Source organism: Acinetobacter johnsonii ANC 3681, from assembly GCF_000368805.1.
GTDB lineage: Bacteria > Pseudomonadota > Gammaproteobacteria > Pseudomonadales > Moraxellaceae > Acinetobacter > Acinetobacter johnsonii.
In genome coordinates this window covers 1,080,076-1,101,665 of record NZ_KB849705.1, presented here as the reverse complement: position 1 = coordinate 1,101,665, position 21,590 = coordinate 1,080,076, and the positions used below count along the sequence as shown (strand labels likewise).

The window sequence follows — 21,590 nt, the reverse complement described above, 5'->3', positions numbered from 1 at the left end:
GATGTCCTAATACATACATTTAAATTTAAGACTATTTAGGAAAACACAATTCAAAGCATATACCTTCTGCTCTATTGACTGCCTGATACATTCCCTGATGAAGCGTTAAAATGGATGCAACAATCGATAGGCCTAAACCACCCGTTTGATGAGGACTTTGTCTGCTGGAGTTGCACTGATAAAAACGCTCAAAGAGATGAGGCAAATGCTCAGGGGCAACTTCCAAACCACTGGTGATTACAGATAATGTAATCATCTGCATATTATTAATGATCTTCCGGTGGCTAAGCACATAAATAGTTCGGTGATTGCCGCCGTGAACGAGCGCATTTGATATCAGATTATACAGCACTTGTTGTAACAGTTCAGGATCTGCCGATAGCTCAGTCGCCTCAAGACTTAAAACAAAATTGCAGTGTTGTTCTTCGGCTTGATACTCGAAAATACTGAATATATCTTCTATAAATGATTGAAGTTGAATCTTCTGTTTGTTTAAGCAAACTTTGTGCGCATCTGCGCGTGCTAGAAATAACATGCTGTCAATCATTCGTTTTAAACGTTGATAGTCCTCTAAGTTGGAAATCAAGAGTTCCTGATACTGTGCGGGACTACGTTTACTCATGAGTAAAATTTCGGTTTGCCCGATTAAATTATTCAAAGGTGTTCTGAATTCATGAGCAATGTCTTCGGAAAAACGATTCAGTTGGCTATATCCTAGTGCAATACGGTCAAGCATGGCGTTAATATCGGAGGCTAGTTGTTCGATCTCTTGAGGAGGATGATTTAGATTAAGTCTCTGTTCAAGTTTGTGAATACTAATAGCATGAGTTTGTTTACGTAGTGTTCTTAATGCGTTCAATCCGAAACGGCTGGCAATCGCGCAAAGTATGAAAATGGCTAGAATGCCGCTAAATACATAGATAAATAGACGTTTTTTAAAAGGCGAGATAATCGCTAAACGTTCCGACCACTGCTTGCCTGCAATTAATAGATAGGGTTGTCGATTAATTTGAATAGTTTTCCATGCAATACGGGTGGGATAAGTATAAGCCGATAAATCACGGAATTGAATCTGGGGCTGGTGGGTAAATTCAGGCAGTGGAATGCCAAGAGGATTAATGTTGATCAGAGCCTGATTCCCTTTAAGCAATACAAATAGATTGTCCTGATTGCCGAGCATATTTTGATACAGCTTCGGCTGCGCAATAATCTGCTCAATATTGCGACTGTCCTGCAATAAAATTTCCAGACGTTCAATACGTTCAACCAAAGCCCGATCTTGCTGTGTAATTAGAATCTGGTTGATGCCAAGATAAGTCATCAACGCCACAGTACACAGAACCATCGCAGCACAAGTGGTAGCTAGTAGTGTTAATCGTAGTTCTAGCGAACGAATGGGGTTAAACATTATTTGTCTACCGAAATTTTATAGCCCAAACCGCGAACAGTATGAATTAACTTTATATCATGTCCCTCATCAATTTTACTGCGTAAACGCCGCACAGCTACATCAATAAAATTAGTATCGGTATCAAAATTGATCTGCCAGACTTCAGACGCTATTTGCCTGCGCGTAATAATTTCATTCGGATGGCGAAGTAAGAAGCGCAAAAGATTGAATTCTTTTTTACTGAGTTCTACAGGCTGTTGGTTACGCCAGACTTTATGATGGATTAAATCCAATTTTAAATTTGCAATTTCTAATTGATTTTCCTCTACATACTGCTGACGTCTAAGTAGACTTTTAATTCGGGCCAGTAATTCAATATAAGAAAAAGGCTTGGCTAGATAATCATCGGCGCCTAGTTCCAAACCTTTGACCCGATCAATCACTTGGTCTTTTGCGGTAAGAAAAATTACTGGAATCTTAGAAAATTGTCGCAATACTGTCAGGACTGCCCAGCCATCTATATCGGGCAACATCACATCTAATATAACCAGACTATATGCATGCATTTTTAACTTTTCCAAGCCTTCTAGCCCTGAATGGACACATTGCGCCTCATAGCCAGATTCATTTAACCCTTTAACTAGATATGAGGCGATTTTCACTTCATCTTCGATAATTAGAATACACATTTTGTTCAGGCTCATTTTGAAGATGACAACTTTGTAATGTGATTGTCATCATCCAAATCATTCAGATTGTATAAGATTTTTAAAACTTAATTCAGGGCAATCATGATGAACAAACTCAAAGGGCTTATTGCAACAGTAATGCTGATGAGTAGCAGTACTTTTGCACAATCCGTTCAATTGAATCAAGTTTATTCACTTGATTCTCAGACAGCACAAACTCTTATTGATGCTGCTGTGACCGTATGTCAAAAAATACAGCACAATATTGCCGTGGTGGTGGTAGATCGGGGAGGAAATACCTTGATTTCAAAGAGACATGAAACTGTCGGGCCACATAATTTAGGCGCAGCCGAAAAGAAAGCCTATACCGCTTTATCCACCAAAATGGCGACCATGTTGTTAAGTCAAAATGCCCACGAAAATAAGGATGCAAAAAATTTAACCACTTTATCAAATTTACTATTGTTAGGTGGCGGCGTACCTGTGCGTTATGAGAGTCAAGTGGTCGGCGCCATTGGCGTTGCCGGAGCAGGGGGCGCAAAAAATGACCATTACTGCGCTGAAACAGCTGTTAAGTCTATTTTCAATCCTTAAGGAATTCATCATGTTTAAAAAATTATTGCCACTCTCAACACTATTGTTGACCTCAATGACTTTTGCACAAACTAACCCCTTAAGTGTGCATGTGTTGAATCTAGAAAATGGTCTGCCTTCCGCTCAAGTCGAGGTGGTACTCGAAAAAAGTACCGGGAATAAATGGGTGAAATTAAATCAGCAATATACTGGCCCTAATGGCCGTATTACTGGATTGTTTCCTGAAAATCAGAAGCTTGAAGCTGGTATTTATAAAGTTACCTTTAAAACCGAGGACTGGTTTAAAAAAAATAAGCAAGATACCTTCTTTCCTGAAGTTCCTGTAATTTTTAAGGTAGATGGAAGTGTCAGCCATTATCATATTCCTCTACTTCTAAGTCCTTATGGATATTCGACTTATAGAGGCAACTAAGATTTAAAAGGGCTAGTCTAACTAGCCCTATTATTTGTGCTGAGTCCGTAAACTAGAGAAAATCACAAAAAATTCATGATCGTATTATTATGCTTTTAGTTGAATTAAAGTTGACTCAAGTTATGTAAATGAGTTGATAGAACTTATTGAAGCTTCATAGTAATTAAAATGAGAATGGCATGAACCAATTTTCTGAAGAAGACTTATCCAGAATTATCGAAATGGCCTGGGAGGATCGAACCCCATTTGAAGCCATTCAATGTGAGTTTGGTTTGAACGAAGCGGCAGTGATCCGCTTGATGCGGCAAAATATGAAACCCAGTAGCTTTAAAATGTGGCGTGCACGTGTGACAGGCCGAAAAACCAAGCATCTGCAGCTGCGTTTACCTGATGTGATACGGGCCTATTGTTCACGCCAATACAAGCGTTCCTAAGTGTTTGATTTTGATTACCGTCTGGACTCACGTTTACATCGTTCAGAACAATATTGTACTTCCTCCCAGCAGCGGTACCATTTCTTGCGCCAAGTAAAAGGGCGCAAACAGTGGATACAGATTTTTTCAGGGAGATGCTGTTTTTTCATCGTTTATAACTCATTGATCTGGCTAAGAAGTTGCTGGGCATGGCTGATAATCTGATGCCGATCTTTAAGTTTATCTAGCTGTCGATAGATCATGCCCATACGTGGATGAGTACGAAATTTCGCCTCATTCCGGATCATAAAATACCAGTACAGGCTATTGAACGGACAGCTATCTAGCTCTGTGCGAGTTTTGACATTGTAGCTACAGTGCTTACAGTAATCGGACATCTTATGGATGTAATTGCCCGAGGCCGCATAGGGTTTGCTGGCCATCAAGCCGCTATCGGCATGCATCACCATACCCAGCGTGTTCGGTAGTTCTACCCATTCATAGGCATCGGCATAGACTGCCAGATACCACTCGCTGATCTGCTGCGGGTCTACACCAGTTAATAAGGCAAAATTTCCAGTCACCATCAAACGCTGGATATGATGTGCATAGGCATGCTGAAAAGTATTACGGAAACACTCAGCCATACAGTTCATCCGAGTACGGCCAGTCCAGTAAAATTGTGGCAATGGTGCTGAGTGCTGCAGTGCATTGCGGCTGGCATATTCTGGCATGTACAGCCAGTAAATTCCGCGAACATATTCGCGCCAGCCGAGAATTTGTCGGATAAAGCCTTCCACTGCATTCAGTGGTGCATGACCGGCATGGTATGCAGCTTCTGCCGCATCACAGACTTCTTTAGGTAGTAGCAGACCACAGTTCAGATAAGGTGAGAGCAGGCTGTGAAACAGCATGTCTGAGTCTTGAACCATGGCATCTTGATAATCGCCAAAATGTGGCAAACTGTGGGTAATGAAATGCTCCAGTGCAAGCAGAGCATTGCTACGTGTGGTGCCCCAGCGGAAGTTGTCAAGGCTGCCAGAGTGACGGGAAAATTCACGTTCAACCAATTCAAGCACATCCAGATCAATCTGATCGTGTTCAAAGTGAAGTGGTGCAGGCAAAGGGGGATTGCCAGCCCAGGCCTTACGATTGGCGCTGTCATAGTTCCACTGTTCTCCAAACGGCTGCTGTCCTTGCATCAAGTAACCGGTCTGCTTGCGCATTTCCCGGTAAAAATATTCCATACGCAGTGTCTGGTAGCGACTGGCCCAGTGCCGGAACTGCTCCGGACTACAGAAAAAACGTTCATCATTCAGGCATTGTACTGGCAATTGCAGCTGCTGGCTCCAATACTGTTCAATCTGCTGCTGTAAACGATATTCCCCGCAGTGCGTAATGACCAGTTCTGTGACTGGTAAGAGTTGCTGCTGTGACTCTACGAAATCCAGCAGGCTACGAATCGGACTATCAGATTTAAAAGCATGGTAACGTACACGCCAGCCTTCTGCTTTGAGTTCTTTGGCAAAATGACGCATGGCGCTAAAAATCAGGGCAATTTTCTGCGGATGATGGGCGACATAAGTGGCTTCCTCAACAACTTCGGCCATCAGGATCACATCCCTGATACGATCCAGCGCTTTGAGCGTAGCAAGCTGATGATGAAGCTGGTCACCCAGAATTAAACCGAAACGCATAGCCATTCCAGACCCTATGAAAGATAGCGCAGTGTAAGTCAAGACAGTTCAATTTTTTGTGAAAATAAAGATCATCCTGCATGTTGAATCAATCCAACTCGACCAGATGGCCCGCTGACATCGCACAGAAATGATGAGTACTGCTATAACAAAATATTCATCCCTACAATGCTAAAGCCAGTTGATGAAACTCGCTTTACATGATTTCTTAATACATGAATAGTGTGAAAATTATGTGATTTTAATCAAAAAGATACAAATTATTATGGTTGTAATTCAAGTAGCTCACGCCTAGTATCTGGCTTGAAGTTACTCCATGTGAGCTTCCTTAGTTTTGTCCCATACACCCCTCTGTATGGGATTTTTTTAATCAGGGAATTGTCATGAGCATGCATTCAAAAGCGTATATTTTTAGACAGCAGCAATTACTAGTAGATGAGCATTTTCAGTTGCCGCAGGTAGAAAGACTGCAGCACGACCTAAACCTGTCGGAAAATTGCGAGATCATTGCTCGTGACCTGAAAGAAGACGAACCGGTGCCGGAAGGTTATCAGCTGGTTCCAATCCGGCAACTGGTGCAAGTCTGGAGCAGACCGCAGTTTGAACAGGCCAGCCGTGCGGTACAGTTACTGGAATGGCGCCGTAACCACCGCTTTTGCAGTAAATGTGGTCACGTCACCCAGCAGCATGTCAGCCAGTATGCCATGATCTGTCCATCCTGTGGCTATAACCAGTATCCGCGGGTGAATCCCTGTGTGATTACCATCATTACCCGAGGTACAGATGAAATTCTGCTGGCAAAAAATGCTCGCAACAAAACCCAGATGTACAGCCTGATTGCAGGCTTTGTTGAAGTTGGAGAAACCCTGGAAGAGGCAGTAAGCCGTGAAACGCTGGAAGAAGTGGGACTACAAATCAAAAATATTCAATATCTAGCCAGTCAGCCGTGGCCGTTTCCCAGCAATCTGATGATGGCCTTCAAGGCAGAATATCAGGGAGGGGAAATTCAGATTCAAGAAAATGAACTCAGCGATGCGCAATTTTTTAAATTTGATCAGTTACCCGAGATTCCGTTTAAGGGCAGTATAGCCTATACCATGATTCAGCATGTGATACATGGAACGCCTGTTGCAGATGACAGCAAAAAATGGCTTTGAAAAAGTAATCTTGTTTGGGTCTCTCAAATAAACTGCAATAACGCATTAGGTAGTGAATATTCAGATGGCATTTCCTGATCTGGAGAAACTGAATCGCATCATTTGATCTTCACGCTTTGTTCACATCTAGCTGGGTTATCTTAATCCTGAGATCCAACAAGGCTAAAAAATGAAGATGCGATTTAAGTCTGCTTTTGCAGCGATAGCACTGTCTATCATCAGCTTAAATACAACAACTCAAGCAGAAACTGCTGCGCCTCAGGCAGTTGATCGGGTAGATATACAGAAGTATGCCGGTAAATGGTATGAAATTGCGCATTTACCGATGTATTTTCAGCGTAAATGTATAGCTAATATCACGGCACAATATAGCGTCAATGCCGATCAAACTATCGGGGTATTGAATAGCTGCCGAATTGCCAATGGCGAGATAATTAGCTCTGAAGGTGTTGCGTATTCGCAAAATCAGGGGAACAGCAAACTGAAGGTCAGCTTTTTGCCTAAAGGTTTAAGATGGATACCCTTTACTAAAGGTCATTACTGGGTATTACGAGTAGACCCGGAATATAAAGTGGCACTGGTGGGTGGCCCAAGTAATAAATACCTATGGATTTTGTCACGTGAACCGCAACTAGATGAAGCAACTTATCAGTCATATATAGACACTGCGAAAGATTATGGCTATGACGTGACAAAACTTATCAAATTGCCTCATTAATCTGCTAACCTTTTGCCGAACTGATAAATCTCTCAACAGTTCGGTTTTTTTATTTACTTCACATAAAATTCATACCTGACTGATTACACTCATCAAATAGAATAAATACAATCGCTCGAAAGTAGGATGAGTCCATGTTGAAAACTCTGATGCGATGGATAGACAGCTGGTCCACACCCACAGCGCCCGAAACACTGACGGCTGAAAACAGCAAGATTCAGTGGCAGCGGATTTTACCCTTTATTCTGTTGCATCTGGCTTGTCTAGCAGTGTTCTGGGTGGGAGTGTCGTGGTTTGCAGTGGGCTTTATGCTGCTGTTCTACCTGATTCGTATGTTTTCCATTACGGCTTTTTTTCATCGCTATTTATCGCATAAAACCTTTCAGACCTCGCGTGCAGTGCAGTTCCTATTTGTATTACTAGGTACCATGAGTGCACAGCGTGGCCCCTTATGGTGGGCAGCCCATCATCGTTATCACCACCGCTATACAGATTCGTCACAAGACCCGCATTCATCTACCCACGGTTTTTGGTATAGCCATGTGGGTTGGTTTCTGAATGAATATAACTTTGCCACGCGTAAAGAAGTCATCAAAGACTGGCTGAAATATCCGGAATTAATCTGGCTAGACCGATTTAGTCTAATTGTTGTGTTGTTGACCGCGGGTGGGATTTATGTACTAGGAGAATGGCTGGCAATAGCATGGCCGCAACTGGGGACTTCCGGCTTGCAATTACTAGTCTGGGGATTTGTGGTGTCCACCGTGTTGCTGATCCATGCGACCTTATGTATCAATTCACTTGCGCATCATTACGGTAGCCGTGATTTTGACACTGATGATCAAAGCCGTAACAATTTATTCTTGTCTATCATTACTTTGGGCGAAGGCTGGCACAACAATCACCATTATTATGCAGGCAGTACCCGACAGGGCTTTTACTGGTGGCAGATTGATGTGACCTATTACCTACTAAAAATTATGTCTTGGCTCGGGATAGTTTGGGACTTAAAGCCAATTCCAGCGCGGGTCTACGACGTCAGTAAAATTGCACAAGCTCGAAAACAGAGAAAAGCGGCCAAAACAGGCGCTCCTACTATTCATTCTAAGGAATCACCATGAAAATTGCGATTATTGGTTCAGGTATTTCCGGTTTGTATGCGGCCTGGAAATTAAGCAAAGCACATGAGGTCACGGTCTTTGAAAAGAATAACTACTTTGGCGGCCATACCGATACCCATCAGTTGAATATAGATGGCGAACAGGTCGCGGTGGACAGTGGCTTTATTGTATTTAATGAGCATAACTATCCACTGTTCTGTGCAATGCTCAAAGAACTCGGGATTCAATCGCAAAGCAGTGACATGGGCTTTTCGGTGAACAATCAGGTCACTGGCTTGCAGTACAATCTTTCAAAAAAATTCTCGCTGTTGTTCCGACCGCAAAACTTCTTTAACGCTGATTTTCGCGTGATGTTGTCGGATCTGTTTCGTTTCTATGCGGCGAATAAAGATATTGATATTGAACAGGTCGATGCACAGCTCAGTATTGATGCATATCTCAATCGACATGACTATTCCGAAGCCTTTCGTCAGGAACATCTCTATCCGATGTGCGGGGCGCTATGGTCCTGTCCAGTAGAGCAAGCTGGACAGATTCCGTATAAATTTGTGGTGAGCTTTTTTCAGCACCATCGTATGTTGCAGCTGAAAGAGCGACCTTCGTGGCTTACGCTCAAGGGTGGATCAGCTCGTTATGTTCGTGCCATTCAGGCCCAATCGAATATGACTTTCCGCAAGACAGGTGTGATTCATGTATCCCGTAGTGCCAATGATGTAGTGATTGAAACTGGACAGGGCAGTGAACGTTTTGACTGGGTCATTTTTGCCAGCCATGCTGATGATAGCTTGAATTTACTTACAGACCCGTCAGCGCAAGAGCGGGAAGTACTTGGCAAGTTTCGTTATCAGGATAACCATATGGTGGTGCATTCCGATACTCATATCATGCCCAAATCCAGACGCCAATGGGCCAGCTGGCATGTACATGTGACACCTAGTCGTGCAACCGAATCAACTCCATTACAGCATAGTGGCATGCATTATGGTTTCAGTTACTGGATGAACCAGTTGCAAAACCTGAATTGTAAAACCCAAATCTTTGCCACACTCAATCCTAACTTTAACCTCGATCCGAAAAAAATATGGGTAGAACGATATTATCGTCATCCAGTATTTGATGCTGCCGCGATTGAGGCACAACAACGTTGGGCTGAGGTTAATGGTCAGAACCGGACGTCATACTGTGGTGCCTACTGGGGCTGGGGCTTTCATGAAGATGGAGCGCGTAGTGCTTCATGGGTTGTAAATCAGTTGCTGCAACACACTGAGCAAGCGGCTTAGGAGTACAGAATGCAAATGTATCCACTGGCTATCGCTTCTACCGAAATTCGCCATCGTCGCTATTTGCCCAAATCACATGCTTTTGAGGTGAAGCTTAGCTATTTATGCTTTGATCCGGATCAACTGGCAAATTTTACCCAAAAATCTTGGTTCTGGTCTTCTAGTCGCTGGAATTTATTGACCTTGGATGAACGTGACTTTCTAAACATGGAATATGGCTCGATTCGGCAGAAAGTTGCACGGTTACTGATCAAGCACGAAAACTATCATTTACCACATGCTGCATCTATTCGTGTACTGGCTTTACCACGCACACTGGGTTTTCGTTTTAATTCTGTGGTGTTTTATTTGATCTTTGATACGACCGATCAACTGATTTTTATACTGAGTGAAATCACCAATACACCGTGGAATGAACGTCAGGTGTACATTCACGATTGTCGGCACAATGTAACTAAACATACGCCTTACCAGAGCCACCAGTTTGACTTTAAAAAGGCCTTTCATGTGTCACCATTCATGCCGATGTCACTGGATTATCGTTGGCATTTTAGCTTTTCAGAACAGCAAAATGTGATTCACATGCAGCTGTTTGAACAAGAAATATTGCAATTTGATGCCACGATGAAATTTAAGCTGCAAGCCATCACACTTCCTTCACAGCAACATCGATATGCTGTATTAAAAGTTCTTGAGCCCTTTAGGATGGTGAGCGGGATTTATCTACATGCTTTGCGCTTATGGAAAAAGAAAATTCCGTTTTATCGGCATCCTAAAAAAGAAAAAGGAAAGACATGACTATGAAAACACTGTTAATGGGAGAGCATACCGAACTGCCGATAGTCCTACGCCATATGCTGAAATTGCGTCATGGTCAGCTAATATTTAAAGGTATCTGGAATGGTCTGGTCGGGGAAAATTACAGTGACTTGCATGCAGTAATTCAAGTTCACGACCAACGCCTTATCGATTTGCTGTTCCGTAATGGTGTACTGGGGGCAGCAGAAGGCTTTATTCGTGGTTACTGGAGCAGTGAAGATCTGGTCAACGTAATTCGTATTCTAGCACGTAATCGTGATGTGCTTGATCGGATGAATCAAAATGTAGTGGCAAAAGCCAGCCAGTTGGTACTCAAGGCTTGGTATAAATCCCGCAAGAATTCGATTGATGGTAGTCGTCAGAATATTGCTGAGCATTATGACTTGAGCAATGATTTTTTTAAATTGTTCTTAGATTCCAGCATGATGTATTCCAGTGCGGTGTTTAAAGAACCCTGTATGAGCTTGGAACAAGCTTCAGATTATAAAAAAGAACTGATCTGCCAAAAACTTCAATTGCAACCGATGGACCATTTGGTTGAAATTGGCAGCGGCTGGGGAGGCTTTGCCATTTATGCGGCTCAGCATTATGGCTGTAAGGTGACCACCATTACCATTTCCAAAGCTCAGTACGATGAAGCACTCGCCCGAGTTGCTGAAGCAGGGCTGTCTCATCGGGTGTCTGTACAGCTTCAGGACTACCGTTTACTCGAGGGTAAATACGACAAATTGGTGTCCATTGAAATGATTGAAGCAGTTGGTGAGCAATATTTACCAACTTATTTCCGAAAATGCCGAGAGCTCCTCAAGCCGAATGGTCTAGCCTTGATACAGGCGATTACGATTGAAGATGCACGCTATGTTAAAGCTTTAAATACGGTAGATTACATTAAGCGTTATATTTTCCCCGGTAGTTTTATTCCATGTATCAGTGTGATGACGCAAACGGCTTCTGAGCAAAAACTTCGTCTCAAACATCTGGAAGATATTGGTCAAAGCTATGCACAAACCCTGAAGTGTTGGCGCCAGCGTTTTCTGGAGCAGCGTGATCAAGTACTGCAACTTGATTTTGATGAGCGTTTTATACGTATGTGGGATTTTTATCTGTGTTATTGCGAAGGTGGTTTTAGGGAGGGTGTGATCAGTGATGTTCATTTGCTGTTTGAAGCCAGTGCTTACTAAGCAGAAATAAAACAGGAGGGCGACATGCTGCTAGATTTATTTTTGCTCAATGTCTTCATCATGCTCTGTAGCTGGGTGTTGGTGACCTATAACCGCAGAGCAGGGCTAGTCGATGTCGCTTGGAGTTTCAGTATTGCCCTTAATGTGATTATTGCCGCTTGGGTGATTGACAGTGCGCCGATGTTGGTTCGGTTATTTCTGGGACTGGCGAGTGGGATCTGGTTTTCACGGCTGACTTGGCATCTGTTACGGCGCTATGCCAATGAAACCCAAGAAGACACGCGTTATGCCAACATGCGCCGAGCGATGGGGGATTATCAGCATCTTGGTTTTCTGGTGTTTTTTATATTCCAGGCAGGTTTGGCTCTACTGTTTTCTTACCCAATACTGAAGTTGTTAAGTATCTCGACCGAGCAATGGAATGACTGGACTTTGGTCACTGTGATTGTGGCGGGCATGATCATGCTCTCGGCTTTGATAGGTGAAAGCACTGCAGATCAGCAACTTTACCGTTTTAAGCTAGATCCACAGAATCAAGGTAAAACCCTGGATCAGGGCTTGTGGAAATATTCGCGCCATCCGAATTATTTTTTTGAATGGCTACATTGGTTTGCCTATCCAGTGCTCGGTCTGGCAGTAGGATGCTATGAATTATGGATTTATCCGCTGCTGATGTGGCTATTCCTGTACTACCTTACGGGTATTCCTTTTAGTGAAAAACAGGCGCTCACCCACCGTGGTGACAACTATAAAGACTATCAACGACGAACTTCAATGTTTATTCCGTGGCCACCCAAAGAGTAGGTAAATACATGGACTTTATGATTCAAAAATCCTTAGAACTGATCGAAAATGGTAAGGTGCCAGACCCAGTGATTCGTGCTGGTATTAAAATATTGAGCAAAAAACGTTTGGCACAAGAAGGTCGGTTTAACCCCGCATTGGCAGCGCAGCGCTATATGGATGTGCTGACCATGCTGAAAAACAGCGAAATTGCCATTGAGACAGACAAAGCCAATGAGCAGCATTATGAACTGCCGACCGCATTTTTTCAGGCAGTACTCGGTAAGCGTTTGAAATATAGCGCGAGTCTATTTAAACATGCCGATATGACGCTAGACCAAGCCGAAGAAGCTGCCCTTGCATGCTATTGCCAGCGAGCACAACTGAAAGACGGGCAGGATATTTTGGAAATTGGCTGCGGTTGGGGTTCTTTAAGTCTATATATGGCCGAGCATTATCCAACGGCCCGTATTACAGTCGTGTCAAATTCTTCAACGCAGCGCGAGTATATTCAGGAACAAGCTCGTTTAAAAAAACTGGATAACCTTAATGTGATCACTTGTGATGTCAATGTGTTGCAACTTGAACCTGCGTCATTTGACCGTGTGGTATCGGTGGAGATGTTTGAGCATGTACGCAACTATCAAAAACTATTTGAAAATATTAGTATTTGGCTCAAACCAGATGGCTTATTGTGGTGTCATATTTTCTGTCATCGTTTCTTGCATTACCCGTTTGAAGTCAAAAATGAGTTTGACTGGATGTCGCAATATTTCTTTAGTGGTGGTTTGATGCCAGCAGCCTCAACTTTCCTACATTTTCAGCAGCATTTACAGCTAGAACAGCACTGGCAATGGGCGGGTACGCAGTATGAACGTACCGCAAATGCTTGGCTAGAAAATATGGATGGTAAACATGCCGAGCTAAAGCCCTTATTTGAAAAAACTTATGGCGCGGATGCCGCAATCTGGTGGCAGCGCTGGCGGATTTTCTTTATGGCCTGTGCCGAGCTATTTGGTTATGACCATGGACGCGAGTGGGTCATTGGCCACTTTCTGTTAAAGAAGAAAGCCGTATAATTGAACAATGGGATTGGCCAGCGGGGAATGCATCAATGTTAAAGCTGTTTAGGGACAAACGTGATCATCCTCTGGGTGAGGTGTTTAACCGCTACTACTGGCTGCAAATCGGATTCATTGCCCTGTCTGTTGTGATTGGGATTGGCTTCAGTGCCTGGGTGATTAAAGGTTCTTTGCTCAGAACGGCGCTAGAACAGGAGATGTCACACTACTGGCAGCGATTAGAACGTAATCCTGCCGCAGAATTGCCCGATACCAAAAACCTGTATGGTTACCGCTGGAACACTGTGCCACCCTCCCAATTTAAGAATATGTCACTTGAGCAAGGGGTGAATCGGCATTTTGTCGATGGCAAGGAACGGATGACCGTTTATGGTGAAAAAGACGGGCAGCATGTGCTGTTGGTTTTTGGCGAAAGCAATGTCAATAAACTGGTCTGGCTGTTTGGTCTGGCACCACTGATGGTCAGCTTGTTTGTACTTTATAGTATGTTATGGTGGTGGAACCGTCGTGCCCGGCGCTATTTTTCTCCCATTACAAGGCTTGCCAACGCACTGGAACATATTGATTGGGAAGATTATAAAAATCAGGCTTCACCATTTCATGACATACGGACTGATTCAAATCTGGAAGCGGAATATCTGAAGCAGGCGCTAGAAAAATATCATCAGGTATTAAGCGAGTTTATTCAGCGTGAACGTGAATTTACTGGTGATGTCAGTCATGAGCTTCGCACACCACTTACCATCTTAAAAGGCAATGTGCAGTTGTGTCAGGCACGCTATGGGGACAATAAATCATTTACTCGCTTGAACAACACCATTGAAGACATGCAACTATTAGTTGACACACTACTGGCTATCGCCCGCAATACCACCAATACTTTAACCGCTGAATCGACTATGCTTTCAGAATGTCTGGAAAATCTAGTTCAGGATCTGGATAGTGTTAGCCATAACAAAGGCATGCGGATAAATTTTCAAAAAGATCTAAACGAACAGCCACGTAAACTTTACCCGTCGATGACCAAAATGGTATTTGGCAATATTTTGCGGAATGCACTGAATTATTCACAAGGCACAGAAATTGATGTCATTTTGCAAAAAAATACAGTATTGATTGCAGATAATGGTGTCGGCATTCCTTTACCGAATAACTCAAAGGTGCAAGAACTGTCGGGGCAGCAATTGCAATTAGAGATCAAAGGTCATGGCATTGGACTGCAATTGGTACAGAAGTTGTGCAAGCAGCTTGGCTGGCGAGTGGAATTGTTTGATCGGCAGTATTATCTCAATACCCATCAGGATGTTGATCTGGCGATGACGACTGGACTGATTGTCGTCGTGTATTTAAATTAAGGCTGGGCTTCTAGAGCTTAAGCTTCTAAAGTGATCTTTAACCCTACACCAGATATGGTGTGAATTAGTTTTTGCTCAAAAGGCTTATCGACCATTTTACGCAAATTATAAATATGACTACGCAGGGCATCGCTTTCAGGCTCTTGATCCCCCCAAAGCTCTATCATAATTTCCTGTTTAGTCAGAACTTTAGGCGAATGACGCATCAGTAGTTTGAGCAGTTTGAATTGAATGGGGGGCAGTTCGATGGTTTGTCCTCCACGAGTCAGTTGCTGTGTTGCAGGGTCCAGAATAAGATCATGAATTTGAAGACGGCTAGAGGAGACTTCACCCTGTGAACGCTTGATCAGAGCTTTGACTCGAACCACCAGCTCATTAAAGTCAAATGGCTTGACTAGATAATCATCCGTTCCTGAATTAAAACCTTTAAGTTTGTCATTCAGCGTATCGCGTGCGGTGAGCATCAGCACAGGGAGGTCCATACCTTCTTTATTTCGCAGCCATTCACATAGTTCATAACCCGAACCATCAGGTAAGTTAATATCTAAAAGTAAAATATGATAGCGTTGCTGCTTGAGCAATTGGCGTGCAGCATTTAGGTTTCGAGCATGATCGACCACAAAACCATGCTCTTCTAGAAACTCGCATAAGGTAGATGCCAGTTCGTAATGATCTTCAACCATCAAAATAAAATGTTTAGACATAACTGTAGAGACTACTTTATTAATTGCTGTTTTAATTTAGCACTAAATGGCTGAGGACCTAGCCATATATTAAAATATTGCTGGGCTAATGGGTTCTGGAGTTGTCCCAGCAGTTTCTGGTTTAAGTATAGGCTTAATGTGTGTGTGGCATGGCTATATTTTAGTTGGTATAGATCTCCTGAGTTCACTGGACGATACAGATCGGTGATTGGATTGAAAACAGCCTGAATCTTTTGATCTTTGATATTACGTTGAAGTAGATGTCTGGCTGCACGTTTGAATGCCCATTCTGGAATATTCTGCGTATAGGTAAAATCCATCTGCATGTTTTGGCCTTGCCAAGGCTGATTACAGTTTTGCGCAAAGTAACTGGCCACACCGACCTGTTTTTGTCCCACCATGAGTGGGCCATTACCACATTTATTTAAGCTCTGTGCATGCGCCCACGAACCGAAACTCCCGAGCATCAGTACAGTGGTTATGGCTACTTTTTGAAAGGCAGTACCCATGAATAGGTTCCTCCTACATAAGGCAAAGAACGATACAGACCATTGGCCGGATCCCAGAAATCTTGTTGGAAAATAATCTGATGGTTTGGGTTGACCTTTATTTCACTGATTCCAAATGAATCCATTGTTCGTGTCTTGCCGAACATTTTAAAATCATAAACCATATGCCAATGTACATAGGCAGAGTCTTGATGATATGAAGTATTTAATAGACTGACAGTTACATTACTCACCCGCTGGTTCATACCTTGAAAATGTTCAAGCAGTTTTTTACGCGATGAAAATTGCGACAGAGTATCGTTAATAAAAAGCTGATCTGCATACAGTGCTCCAGCATTTTCAACGAATTTAGGTGTGCCCAAGGTATTAAATGCCGAAGTGAAGCGGGTACCGATTTCTAGTGCTTTTGCATCATCTAAGGGTATTCCCTGAATACTCGCTCTGGCATTTGCATAATCAGAGGAATAACGAGGAACACTTTTACATCCTGACAGGAAAAGCACTGGTAAGGATAAGGCAATTGCCATTAACGTTTTGACTTGATTCATATTCACTGTCCATCTTCACAGTTTATCCTCCCACTTTAGAGAGGCTAAAGTGAACAGAATGTGAAGATAGATACTAAAGACAGTACATTGAATAGAATTTTGATGATTAAGGATTAAATTTCACTTTCTCTTTTTTCTTCAGTCATTAGCCAATGAATGATATTCATGACATCACGATTTTCGTTATTTTTTCTGACCATTGCATAAAAATTATAGTCACAATAGATAAAACCAAAAGGGGCAATGACCCTTCCATTTAATATTTCTTTTTCTACTAAAATTTGAGGCGCTATCGCAATTCCTAACCCAGACACAGCAGCTTCTATCATCAAATTGAGACGATCAAAATAACGATCATTCGCTTTTGGGGAAAAGTTAATTTTGGACTGATCAAACCATGTATGCCATGCACTTTTATTTGAGTGGGTATGAAGTAATGGATAATCTAAAAGATCATGTTTTGTATGGAGAGGATTTATTTCCCGATTACAAATAGGCCCCATGTTATCGGGAAATAAAAGATATTTATTCAAAAAGTTGGAAAGTATATGATTCTCACTGATGCTATTGATAAATATGTCAACTTTCTCTTTTTCTAACAATTTTAAGTCATTACATGTCATTAATTTGATATGGATATTGGGATAAATGACTTCGAGCTTTTCTAATCGAGGAATCAGCCAATTTGCCATAAAACTATGAGAAGCACCTATTACCACCTCTACCTCTGACGTTTTATTTGTTAACTCAAAGACGCATTGTTCTAAACGATTAAAAAGCTGCGTACAAACGAGCGATAATTCTTCTGCGTCCGCCGTCAGAGAGATGGTCGAGGAATGTCGAATAAACAATTTTTTATCTAACCATTCTTCTAGCTGTTTTATTTGATGGCTAATCGCACTATGGGTGACACACAATTCTTCCGCAGCTAAGCTGAAACTTTTACTTCTGGCGACGGCTTCAAATGCTTTTAAAGCATTAAGGGGAGGTAATGTTCTGCGTTTCATGTTGTAAAATTTTCTAACATCATCAGCTCAAAATATATCAATTATCAGAAAAATGAAAATATTTTAAGATCAAACAAATTTTGATAGTAAAAGAGATATGAGATGACAACCCCTTATACAGGTAATGGTCCTGATGACTTGGGATTTTTTGGTAAGTTTGGCGGATGTTACATGCCAGAGAGCTTAATGCCAGCACTTCGAGAATTAGAGCAAGCCTTTAATACTGTTCGGCACAAACCTGAATTTTGGGCTGAATATCAGCAGATTTTAACGGACTTTGTTGGTCGTCCTAGTCCTCTTTTTTATGCAAAAAACCTAACAGCTTATGCGGGAGGTGCTCGAATATATCTCAAGCGAGAAGATTTGAACCATACTGGTGCGCATAAAATCAATAATTGTGTTGGGCAAATCTTATTAGCCAAATTTATGGGGAAAACTAGAATCATTGCAGAAACTGGTGCTGGACAACATGGTGTTGCAACAGCAACTGTTTGTGCACTGTTTAAGATGAAATGTACCATTTTTATGGGAGAAACAGACATTCAGCGCCAACAAGTGAATGTTGAACGCATGAAATTACTCGGTGCTGAAGTCAGAAGTGTTCAAAAAGGTCGTAGGACTTTAAAAGATGCGATGAACGAAGCATTACGTGACTGGATTAGTCATGTTGATACAACCTATTATCTGTTGGGTACTGGTGCAGGTCCTCATCCATATCCCATCATGGTCAGAGAATTTCAAAAAATTATTGGTCTAGAAGCCAGAAACCAAATACTCCTCAAAGAAAATAAACTGCCTGATGCTTTAGTTGCTTGCGTTGGTGGTGGATCAAATGCATTAGGGTTGATGCATCCTTTTCTAGAAGACCTGAATGTCAAAATGTTTGGCGTTGAGGCAGGTGGAAAAGGAACAAATAGCGGTGAACATGCGGCCTCTATTTGCAAAGGTCAAGTCGGTGTGCTACATGGTAATTTAACCTATTTATTACAAGATTTAGATGGACAGATTTTAGAGGGGCACTCTATATCAGCTGGCTTAGATTATCCTGGTGTCGGCCCTGAACATGGCCTTCTGTTTGAAACAGGACGTGTGACATATACGGCTATAACCGATCAAGACGCTGTAAATGCATTTCAGCTTTTAAGCCAACAGGAGGGCATTATTCCTGCTCTTGAGAGTTCTCATGCGATTGCATATGCGATTCAACTTGCTCAAGAAATGCAGCCAGAACAGATCATTATTGTCAATTTAAGTGGCAGAGGTGACAAAGACTTAAACACGGTAAAAAAATATCTTGCAGGAGCTACAGCATGAACCGTCTAGATCAAAAATTAGAGCAATTAAAACTGGAAAATCGAAGCGGTCTGGTCTGTTATTTTACTGCTGGAGATCCTAATTTCGCAGAAAGTTACCGTCTGTTAAGCCAATTGGGTCAAGCTGGAGCTGACATTATCGAAGTTGGCATTCCTTTTTCAGATCCAGTGGCAGATGGTGAGATCATTCAGGCAGCACATCTTAGGGCATTAAGTGCAGGTCAAACGGTAAAACAAACCATTGAGTTGGTAAAAGCAATCAGGCTACATGATGAAAAAACACCAATAATTTTCATGACTTATTTAAATCCGATTATGCAATATGGTTTTGAGACACTTATCGCCGAAACAGAAAATCTTATAGATGGAATATTGATTTTAGATGCTCCATATGGATATCGAGAAAACTTTGAAATGCAATTAAATGAAAAAAATATGCATTTAATTGCAATGACAGCGCCGACTACCCCAATTGAAAGGTTAGAGCAAATTTCAGCGCGTGCGACAGGTTTTTTATATCATGTTGCAGAAAATGGTTTAACAGGGGGAGACTTCAATCTGCTTAATCTTGAGAAAAAGATTGCTGAAATTAAGCCTATTTTTAATATTCCTGTTGCAATTGGCTTTGGGATCAAAAATGAAAACCACGTTAAAGCACTAGCCAATAAAGTAGATCTTATTATCATTGGCTCAGCGCTTGTCGATACTTTTTTTAATAAGGGAATGAATGCGACTTTAGAAAAAGTGACGGTTTTTGCACAGATACTGAGACAAAATAAAGAATAGTCAGGCACCTTTCATAAAACTTATTTAAAACTATAATTGAATATAAAACAATATTTTATCTTGGCCTTCTCCCGTGAGGGAGATGGAACTTTTTATGTGGATTTTTTTACTGAAAGTAATCGCTTTTTAAAAATCACTATTATCATACAGATGTGACATACGTTTTTGCTTTGTCTCTAGATAAGCTTTGTTAAAGCTATTTAAGCCAACTTTTAAAGGAATACGTTCAACAATATTAATTCCTAAATCGGTCAAAGATTTGATTTTAAATGGATTGTTTGTAATGAGTTTTACATTCTTTATTTTTAAATAATCGAGCATAATGGTACACATATCATACTTGCGAGCATCCGCTGGCAGGTTTAATAATAAATTAGCATCAAGGGTATCATGTCCTTGGTCTTGAAGTGCGTAGGCTCGAATTTTATTGGTTAGTCCTATGCCACGGCCTTCTTGGCGTAAGTATAAAATGACTCCTTGACCTGCATCATTAATCATTTTCATGGTTGAGTGTAATTGTGGACCACAATCACATTTGAGTGATCCAAAAGCATCACCTGTTAAGCATTCTGAATGTATTCTGACAAGTACAGGTTGATTGGGAGCGGCATTCATCCCTTTAGCAAGAGCGATATGTTCTTCACCAGTACTTTGATCTTGAAATGCTATAATTTCAAAATCGCCAAATGCAGTAGGTAACTTTGATTTGGAAACAAATTCTATAGCCACGGAAGAATACACCTATATAAATTTATATTTGATACAATTTACTTAATCTATCTTAAAAGCATCGGCCGAATTTTTTGCAGTTATAAATTTCAGCGTTTTACTTCCAATTAAAGAGTATGCATCTGATAGTGAATTTTATGTGAAATGTTATTTAGAATATTTTTATTAGCGTTCTGCTTTGTTGCAAAAACACTCAAAAGCTGAGGCTTGCCTAAACCATCAATATTTAAGATAAGTTGGGTTTTTTGTATAGTTAATTGAATTTATTGAATAAGTTAATAAAGGTAGGGTTGTGGTAAGGTCAATTCTTTGTATGATAGGTTCTATGTGTAGGCTTCTTCATTCTGAAATTATATTGCTGAACAATTTTTTGAGAACAGCTTTAGGCAACAAGGCTCTAATAAACTAAAATGTCCTTAGCAGCAGTACAAATAAAGAAACATGTAAATTGGAGTAACTCTAAATTCCTAAAATTATCTGATATGGTTTAAATCCTTCGATCACCGCTTCAGAAATCAACTGGATAAAAGCTTCAGTTTTGTCATAAGCCATCCATTGATCTAAAGCTTTATAATAAGCTAAACGATTCTCTACAGTAATCACGCATGGTGGATAACCAGCTTTCATTAGTTCCAAGTTCATTAGTAGACGTGATGTACGGCCATTACCATCAATAAAGGGATGAATACCAACGAAATCAGCAAGTACTTTGACTGCACGTTCAATGGGATGAAATGTATGGGCGGCACTATTATACCAATCAACTAAATGAGCCATTTTGTCATTTAACAGAGTGTAATCAGGTGGCATAGTTGTAGTACAGGAGATTAAGACATTTTGTTGGCGATATTGACCTGCATTTTCATCATCGATATTTCTTAGAATAAGTTGGTGTATATTTCTTATCTGGCACTCTGAAAACGATTCTTCCTTACGAATAATTTTTTCAACGTAGTAGATTGCATTTCTATGATTAATTACTTCGAAGTGATCTTTTAATTTTTTACCGCCGACAGTAATACCTTCTAATACGACTTTGGTTTCTAATAGGCTGAGTCTATTTCCTGAGATAGCATTTGAGTGAAAGATCCAGCGAAGAAAAAGATCATTTTCAATGTTTCTTGAAGTAAAGTCTGACAAAGACCTGCTTTGATCAAGTTTATTCTTAAGACTATCAATAATTGCAAACAAATGGATAACCTCTCAGTATTTACGACTAGAATTGATTGCTCTTTTGGTCAGTAAAAAAATATATATGAATGACTTATGTTTTAAGTTTTGAGAAATTGATATTTTAGAGTTT

The 21,590-nt window shown here is 41.2% G+C and carries 24 protein-coding genes; 14 read left to right on the top strand and 10 right to left on the bottom strand.

Annotated features, from left to right (window positions below; genetic code table 11):
• Positions 1–31 precede the first annotated feature (31 nt).
• Both F946_RS09450 and F946_RS09445 read right to left on the bottom strand, forming a co-directional pair.
• Entirely contained in the window at positions 32–1,411 is a 1,380-nt protein-coding gene (locus F946_RS09450; RefSeq protein WP_035326667.1) for a heavy metal sensor histidine kinase, read from the bottom strand.
• The gene (locus tag F946_RS09445; RefSeq protein WP_004981589.1) at positions 1,408–2,079 is read right to left on the bottom strand and encodes a heavy metal response regulator transcription factor; all 672 of its coding nucleotides are present in this window, start codon (positions 2,077–2,079) and stop codon (positions 1,408–1,410) included. Before F946_RS09445 ends, F946_RS09450 begins: the two co-directional genes overlap by 4 nt.
• A gap of 105 nt (positions 2,080–2,184) precedes the next feature.
• Here F946_RS09445 and F946_RS09440 point away from each other — a divergent pair, with 105 nt between their 5' ends.
• The 3 genes from F946_RS09440 (at position 2,185) to F946_RS09430 (ending at position 3,519) form a co-directional block, all read left to right on the top strand.
• Positions 2,185–2,673, top strand: a complete 489-nt coding sequence (locus F946_RS09440; RefSeq protein WP_035326664.1) for a GlcG/HbpS family heme-binding protein — start codon at positions 2,185–2,187, stop codon at positions 2,671–2,673.
• 10 nt (positions 2,674–2,683) lie between these two features.
• Positions 2,684–3,085 (top strand): hydroxyisourate hydrolase, encoded by a 402-nt coding sequence (gene uraH, locus F946_RS09435; RefSeq protein ID WP_004981585.1) that lies wholly within the window; start codon positions 2,684–2,686, stop codon positions 3,083–3,085.
• A gap of 179 nt (positions 3,086–3,264) precedes the next feature.
• On the top strand, positions 3,265–3,519 hold the full coding sequence (locus F946_RS09430) for a TIGR03643 family protein (protein WP_004981583.1): 255 nt from the start codon (positions 3,265–3,267) through the stop codon (positions 3,517–3,519).
• Positions 3,520–3,533: 14 nt separating this feature from the next.
• On the opposite strand, the gene F946_RS17040 is transcribed toward F946_RS09430, so the two are convergent.
• Positions 3,534–3,668: a DUF2256 domain-containing protein gene (locus F946_RS17040; protein ID WP_080632296.1), complete on the bottom strand. Its 135-nt coding sequence runs from the start codon at positions 3,666–3,668 to the stop codon at positions 3,534–3,536.
• 3 nt (positions 3,669–3,671) lie between these two features.
• Positions 3,672–5,195: a cryptochrome/photolyase family protein gene (locus tag F946_RS09425; protein WP_004981582.1), complete on the bottom strand. Its 1,524-nt coding sequence runs from the start codon at positions 5,193–5,195 to the stop codon at positions 3,672–3,674.
• A 383-nt stretch (positions 5,196–5,578) separates the two neighbouring features.
• Here F946_RS09425 and nudC point away from each other — a divergent pair, with 383 nt between their 5' ends.
• The 9 genes from nudC (at position 5,579) to F946_RS09380 (ending at position 14,691) form a co-directional block, all read left to right on the top strand.
• Positions 5,579–6,352: an NAD(+) diphosphatase gene (gene nudC, locus F946_RS09420; RefSeq protein WP_004981580.1), complete on the top strand. Its 774-nt coding sequence runs from the start codon at positions 5,579–5,581 to the stop codon at positions 6,350–6,352.
• 169 nt (positions 6,353–6,521) lie between these two features.
• Positions 6,522–7,070 carry a lipocalin family protein gene (locus F946_RS09415; protein WP_004981577.1) on the top strand — a complete coding sequence of 183 codons (549 nt, stop codon included), beginning with the start codon at positions 6,522–6,524 and terminating at the stop codon, positions 7,068–7,070.
• 134 nt (positions 7,071–7,204) lie between these two features.
• On the top strand, positions 7,205–8,191 hold the full coding sequence (locus F946_RS09410) for an acyl-CoA desaturase (RefSeq protein ID WP_004981576.1): 987 nt from the start codon (positions 7,205–7,207) through the stop codon (positions 8,189–8,191).
• Positions 8,188–9,471, top strand: coding sequence for an NAD(P)/FAD-dependent oxidoreductase (locus F946_RS09405; RefSeq protein WP_004981575.1), 1,284 nt, complete (start codon positions 8,188–8,190; stop codon positions 9,469–9,471). Before F946_RS09410 ends, F946_RS09405 begins: the two co-directional genes overlap by 4 nt.
• Before the next feature lie 9 nt (positions 9,472–9,480).
• Positions 9,481–10,269 carry a DUF1365 domain-containing protein gene (locus tag F946_RS09400; RefSeq protein ID WP_004981574.1) on the top strand — a complete coding sequence of 263 codons (789 nt, stop codon included), beginning with the start codon at positions 9,481–9,483 and terminating at the stop codon, positions 10,267–10,269.
• Positions 10,266–11,471: an SAM-dependent methyltransferase gene (locus F946_RS09395; RefSeq protein ID WP_004981573.1), complete on the top strand. Its 1,206-nt coding sequence runs from the start codon at positions 10,266–10,268 to the stop codon at positions 11,469–11,471. The genes F946_RS09400 and F946_RS09395 overlap by 4 nt, the downstream gene beginning before the upstream one ends.
• Positions 11,472–11,495: 24 nt before the next feature.
• Positions 11,496–12,275 carry a DUF1295 domain-containing protein gene (locus tag F946_RS09390; protein ID WP_004981572.1) on the top strand — a complete coding sequence of 260 codons (780 nt, stop codon included), beginning with the start codon at positions 11,496–11,498 and terminating at the stop codon, positions 12,273–12,275.
• Positions 12,276–12,283: 8 nt separating this feature from the next.
• A complete protein-coding gene (locus F946_RS09385) occupies positions 12,284–13,333 on the top strand; it encodes an SAM-dependent methyltransferase (protein WP_004981571.1) in 1,050 nt (349 codons plus the stop codon).
• A gap of 35 nt (positions 13,334–13,368) precedes the next feature.
• Positions 13,369–14,691: a sensor histidine kinase gene (locus tag F946_RS09380; RefSeq protein WP_035326925.1), complete on the top strand. Its 1,323-nt coding sequence runs from the start codon at positions 13,369–13,371 to the stop codon at positions 14,689–14,691.
• 17 nt (positions 14,692–14,708) lie between these two features.
• Here F946_RS09380 and F946_RS09375 read toward each other — a convergent pair whose 3' ends face one another.
• The 4 genes from F946_RS09375 to F946_RS09360 form a co-directional block, all read right to left on the bottom strand.
• Complete coding sequence (locus F946_RS09375) at positions 14,709–15,395, bottom strand: response regulator transcription factor (protein ID WP_004981566.1); 687 nt, start codon at positions 15,393–15,395, stop codon at positions 14,709–14,711.
• Between the two features lie 11 nt (positions 15,396–15,406).
• Positions 15,407–15,904 carry a chalcone isomerase family protein gene (locus F946_RS09370; RefSeq protein WP_004981563.1) on the bottom strand — a complete coding sequence of 166 codons (498 nt, stop codon included), beginning with the start codon at positions 15,902–15,904 and terminating at the stop codon, positions 15,407–15,409.
• Positions 15,880–16,452 carry a nuclear transport factor 2 family protein gene (locus F946_RS09365; RefSeq protein WP_004981561.1) on the bottom strand — a complete coding sequence of 191 codons (573 nt, stop codon included), beginning with the start codon at positions 16,450–16,452 and terminating at the stop codon, positions 15,880–15,882. Before F946_RS09365 ends, F946_RS09370 begins: the two co-directional genes overlap by 25 nt.
• Positions 16,453–16,565: 113 nt before the next feature.
• The gene (locus tag F946_RS09360) at positions 16,566–17,459 is read right to left on the bottom strand and encodes a LysR family transcriptional regulator (RefSeq protein WP_004981560.1); all 894 of its coding nucleotides are present in this window, start codon (positions 17,457–17,459) and stop codon (positions 16,566–16,568) included.
• Positions 17,460–17,561: 102 nt separating this feature from the next.
• Here F946_RS09360 and trpB point away from each other — a divergent pair, with 102 nt between their 5' ends.
• Together trpB and trpA are read left to right on the top strand one after the other, a co-directional pair.
• The gene (trpB, locus tag F946_RS09355; protein ID WP_004981558.1) at positions 17,562–18,773 is read left to right on the top strand and encodes a tryptophan synthase subunit beta; all 1,212 of its coding nucleotides are present in this window, start codon (positions 17,562–17,564) and stop codon (positions 18,771–18,773) included.
• The gene (trpA, locus tag F946_RS09350; protein ID WP_004981557.1) at positions 18,770–19,558 is read left to right on the top strand and encodes a tryptophan synthase subunit alpha; all 789 of its coding nucleotides are present in this window, start codon (positions 18,770–18,772) and stop codon (positions 19,556–19,558) included. Before trpB ends, trpA begins: the two co-directional genes overlap by 4 nt.
• Positions 19,559–19,684: 126 nt before the next feature.
• Here the strand turns inward: trpA and ribA are convergent, their stop codons facing one another.
• Complete coding sequence (ribA, locus tag F946_RS09345) at positions 19,685–20,287, bottom strand: GTP cyclohydrolase II (RefSeq protein WP_004981552.1); 603 nt, start codon at positions 20,285–20,287, stop codon at positions 19,685–19,687.
• Positions 20,288–20,746: 459 nt separating this feature from the next.
• Positions 20,747–21,478, bottom strand: coding sequence for a Fic family protein (locus F946_RS09340; protein ID WP_004981551.1), 732 nt, complete (start codon positions 21,476–21,478; stop codon positions 20,747–20,749).
• Between the last annotated feature and the right edge of the window lie 112 nt (positions 21,479–21,590).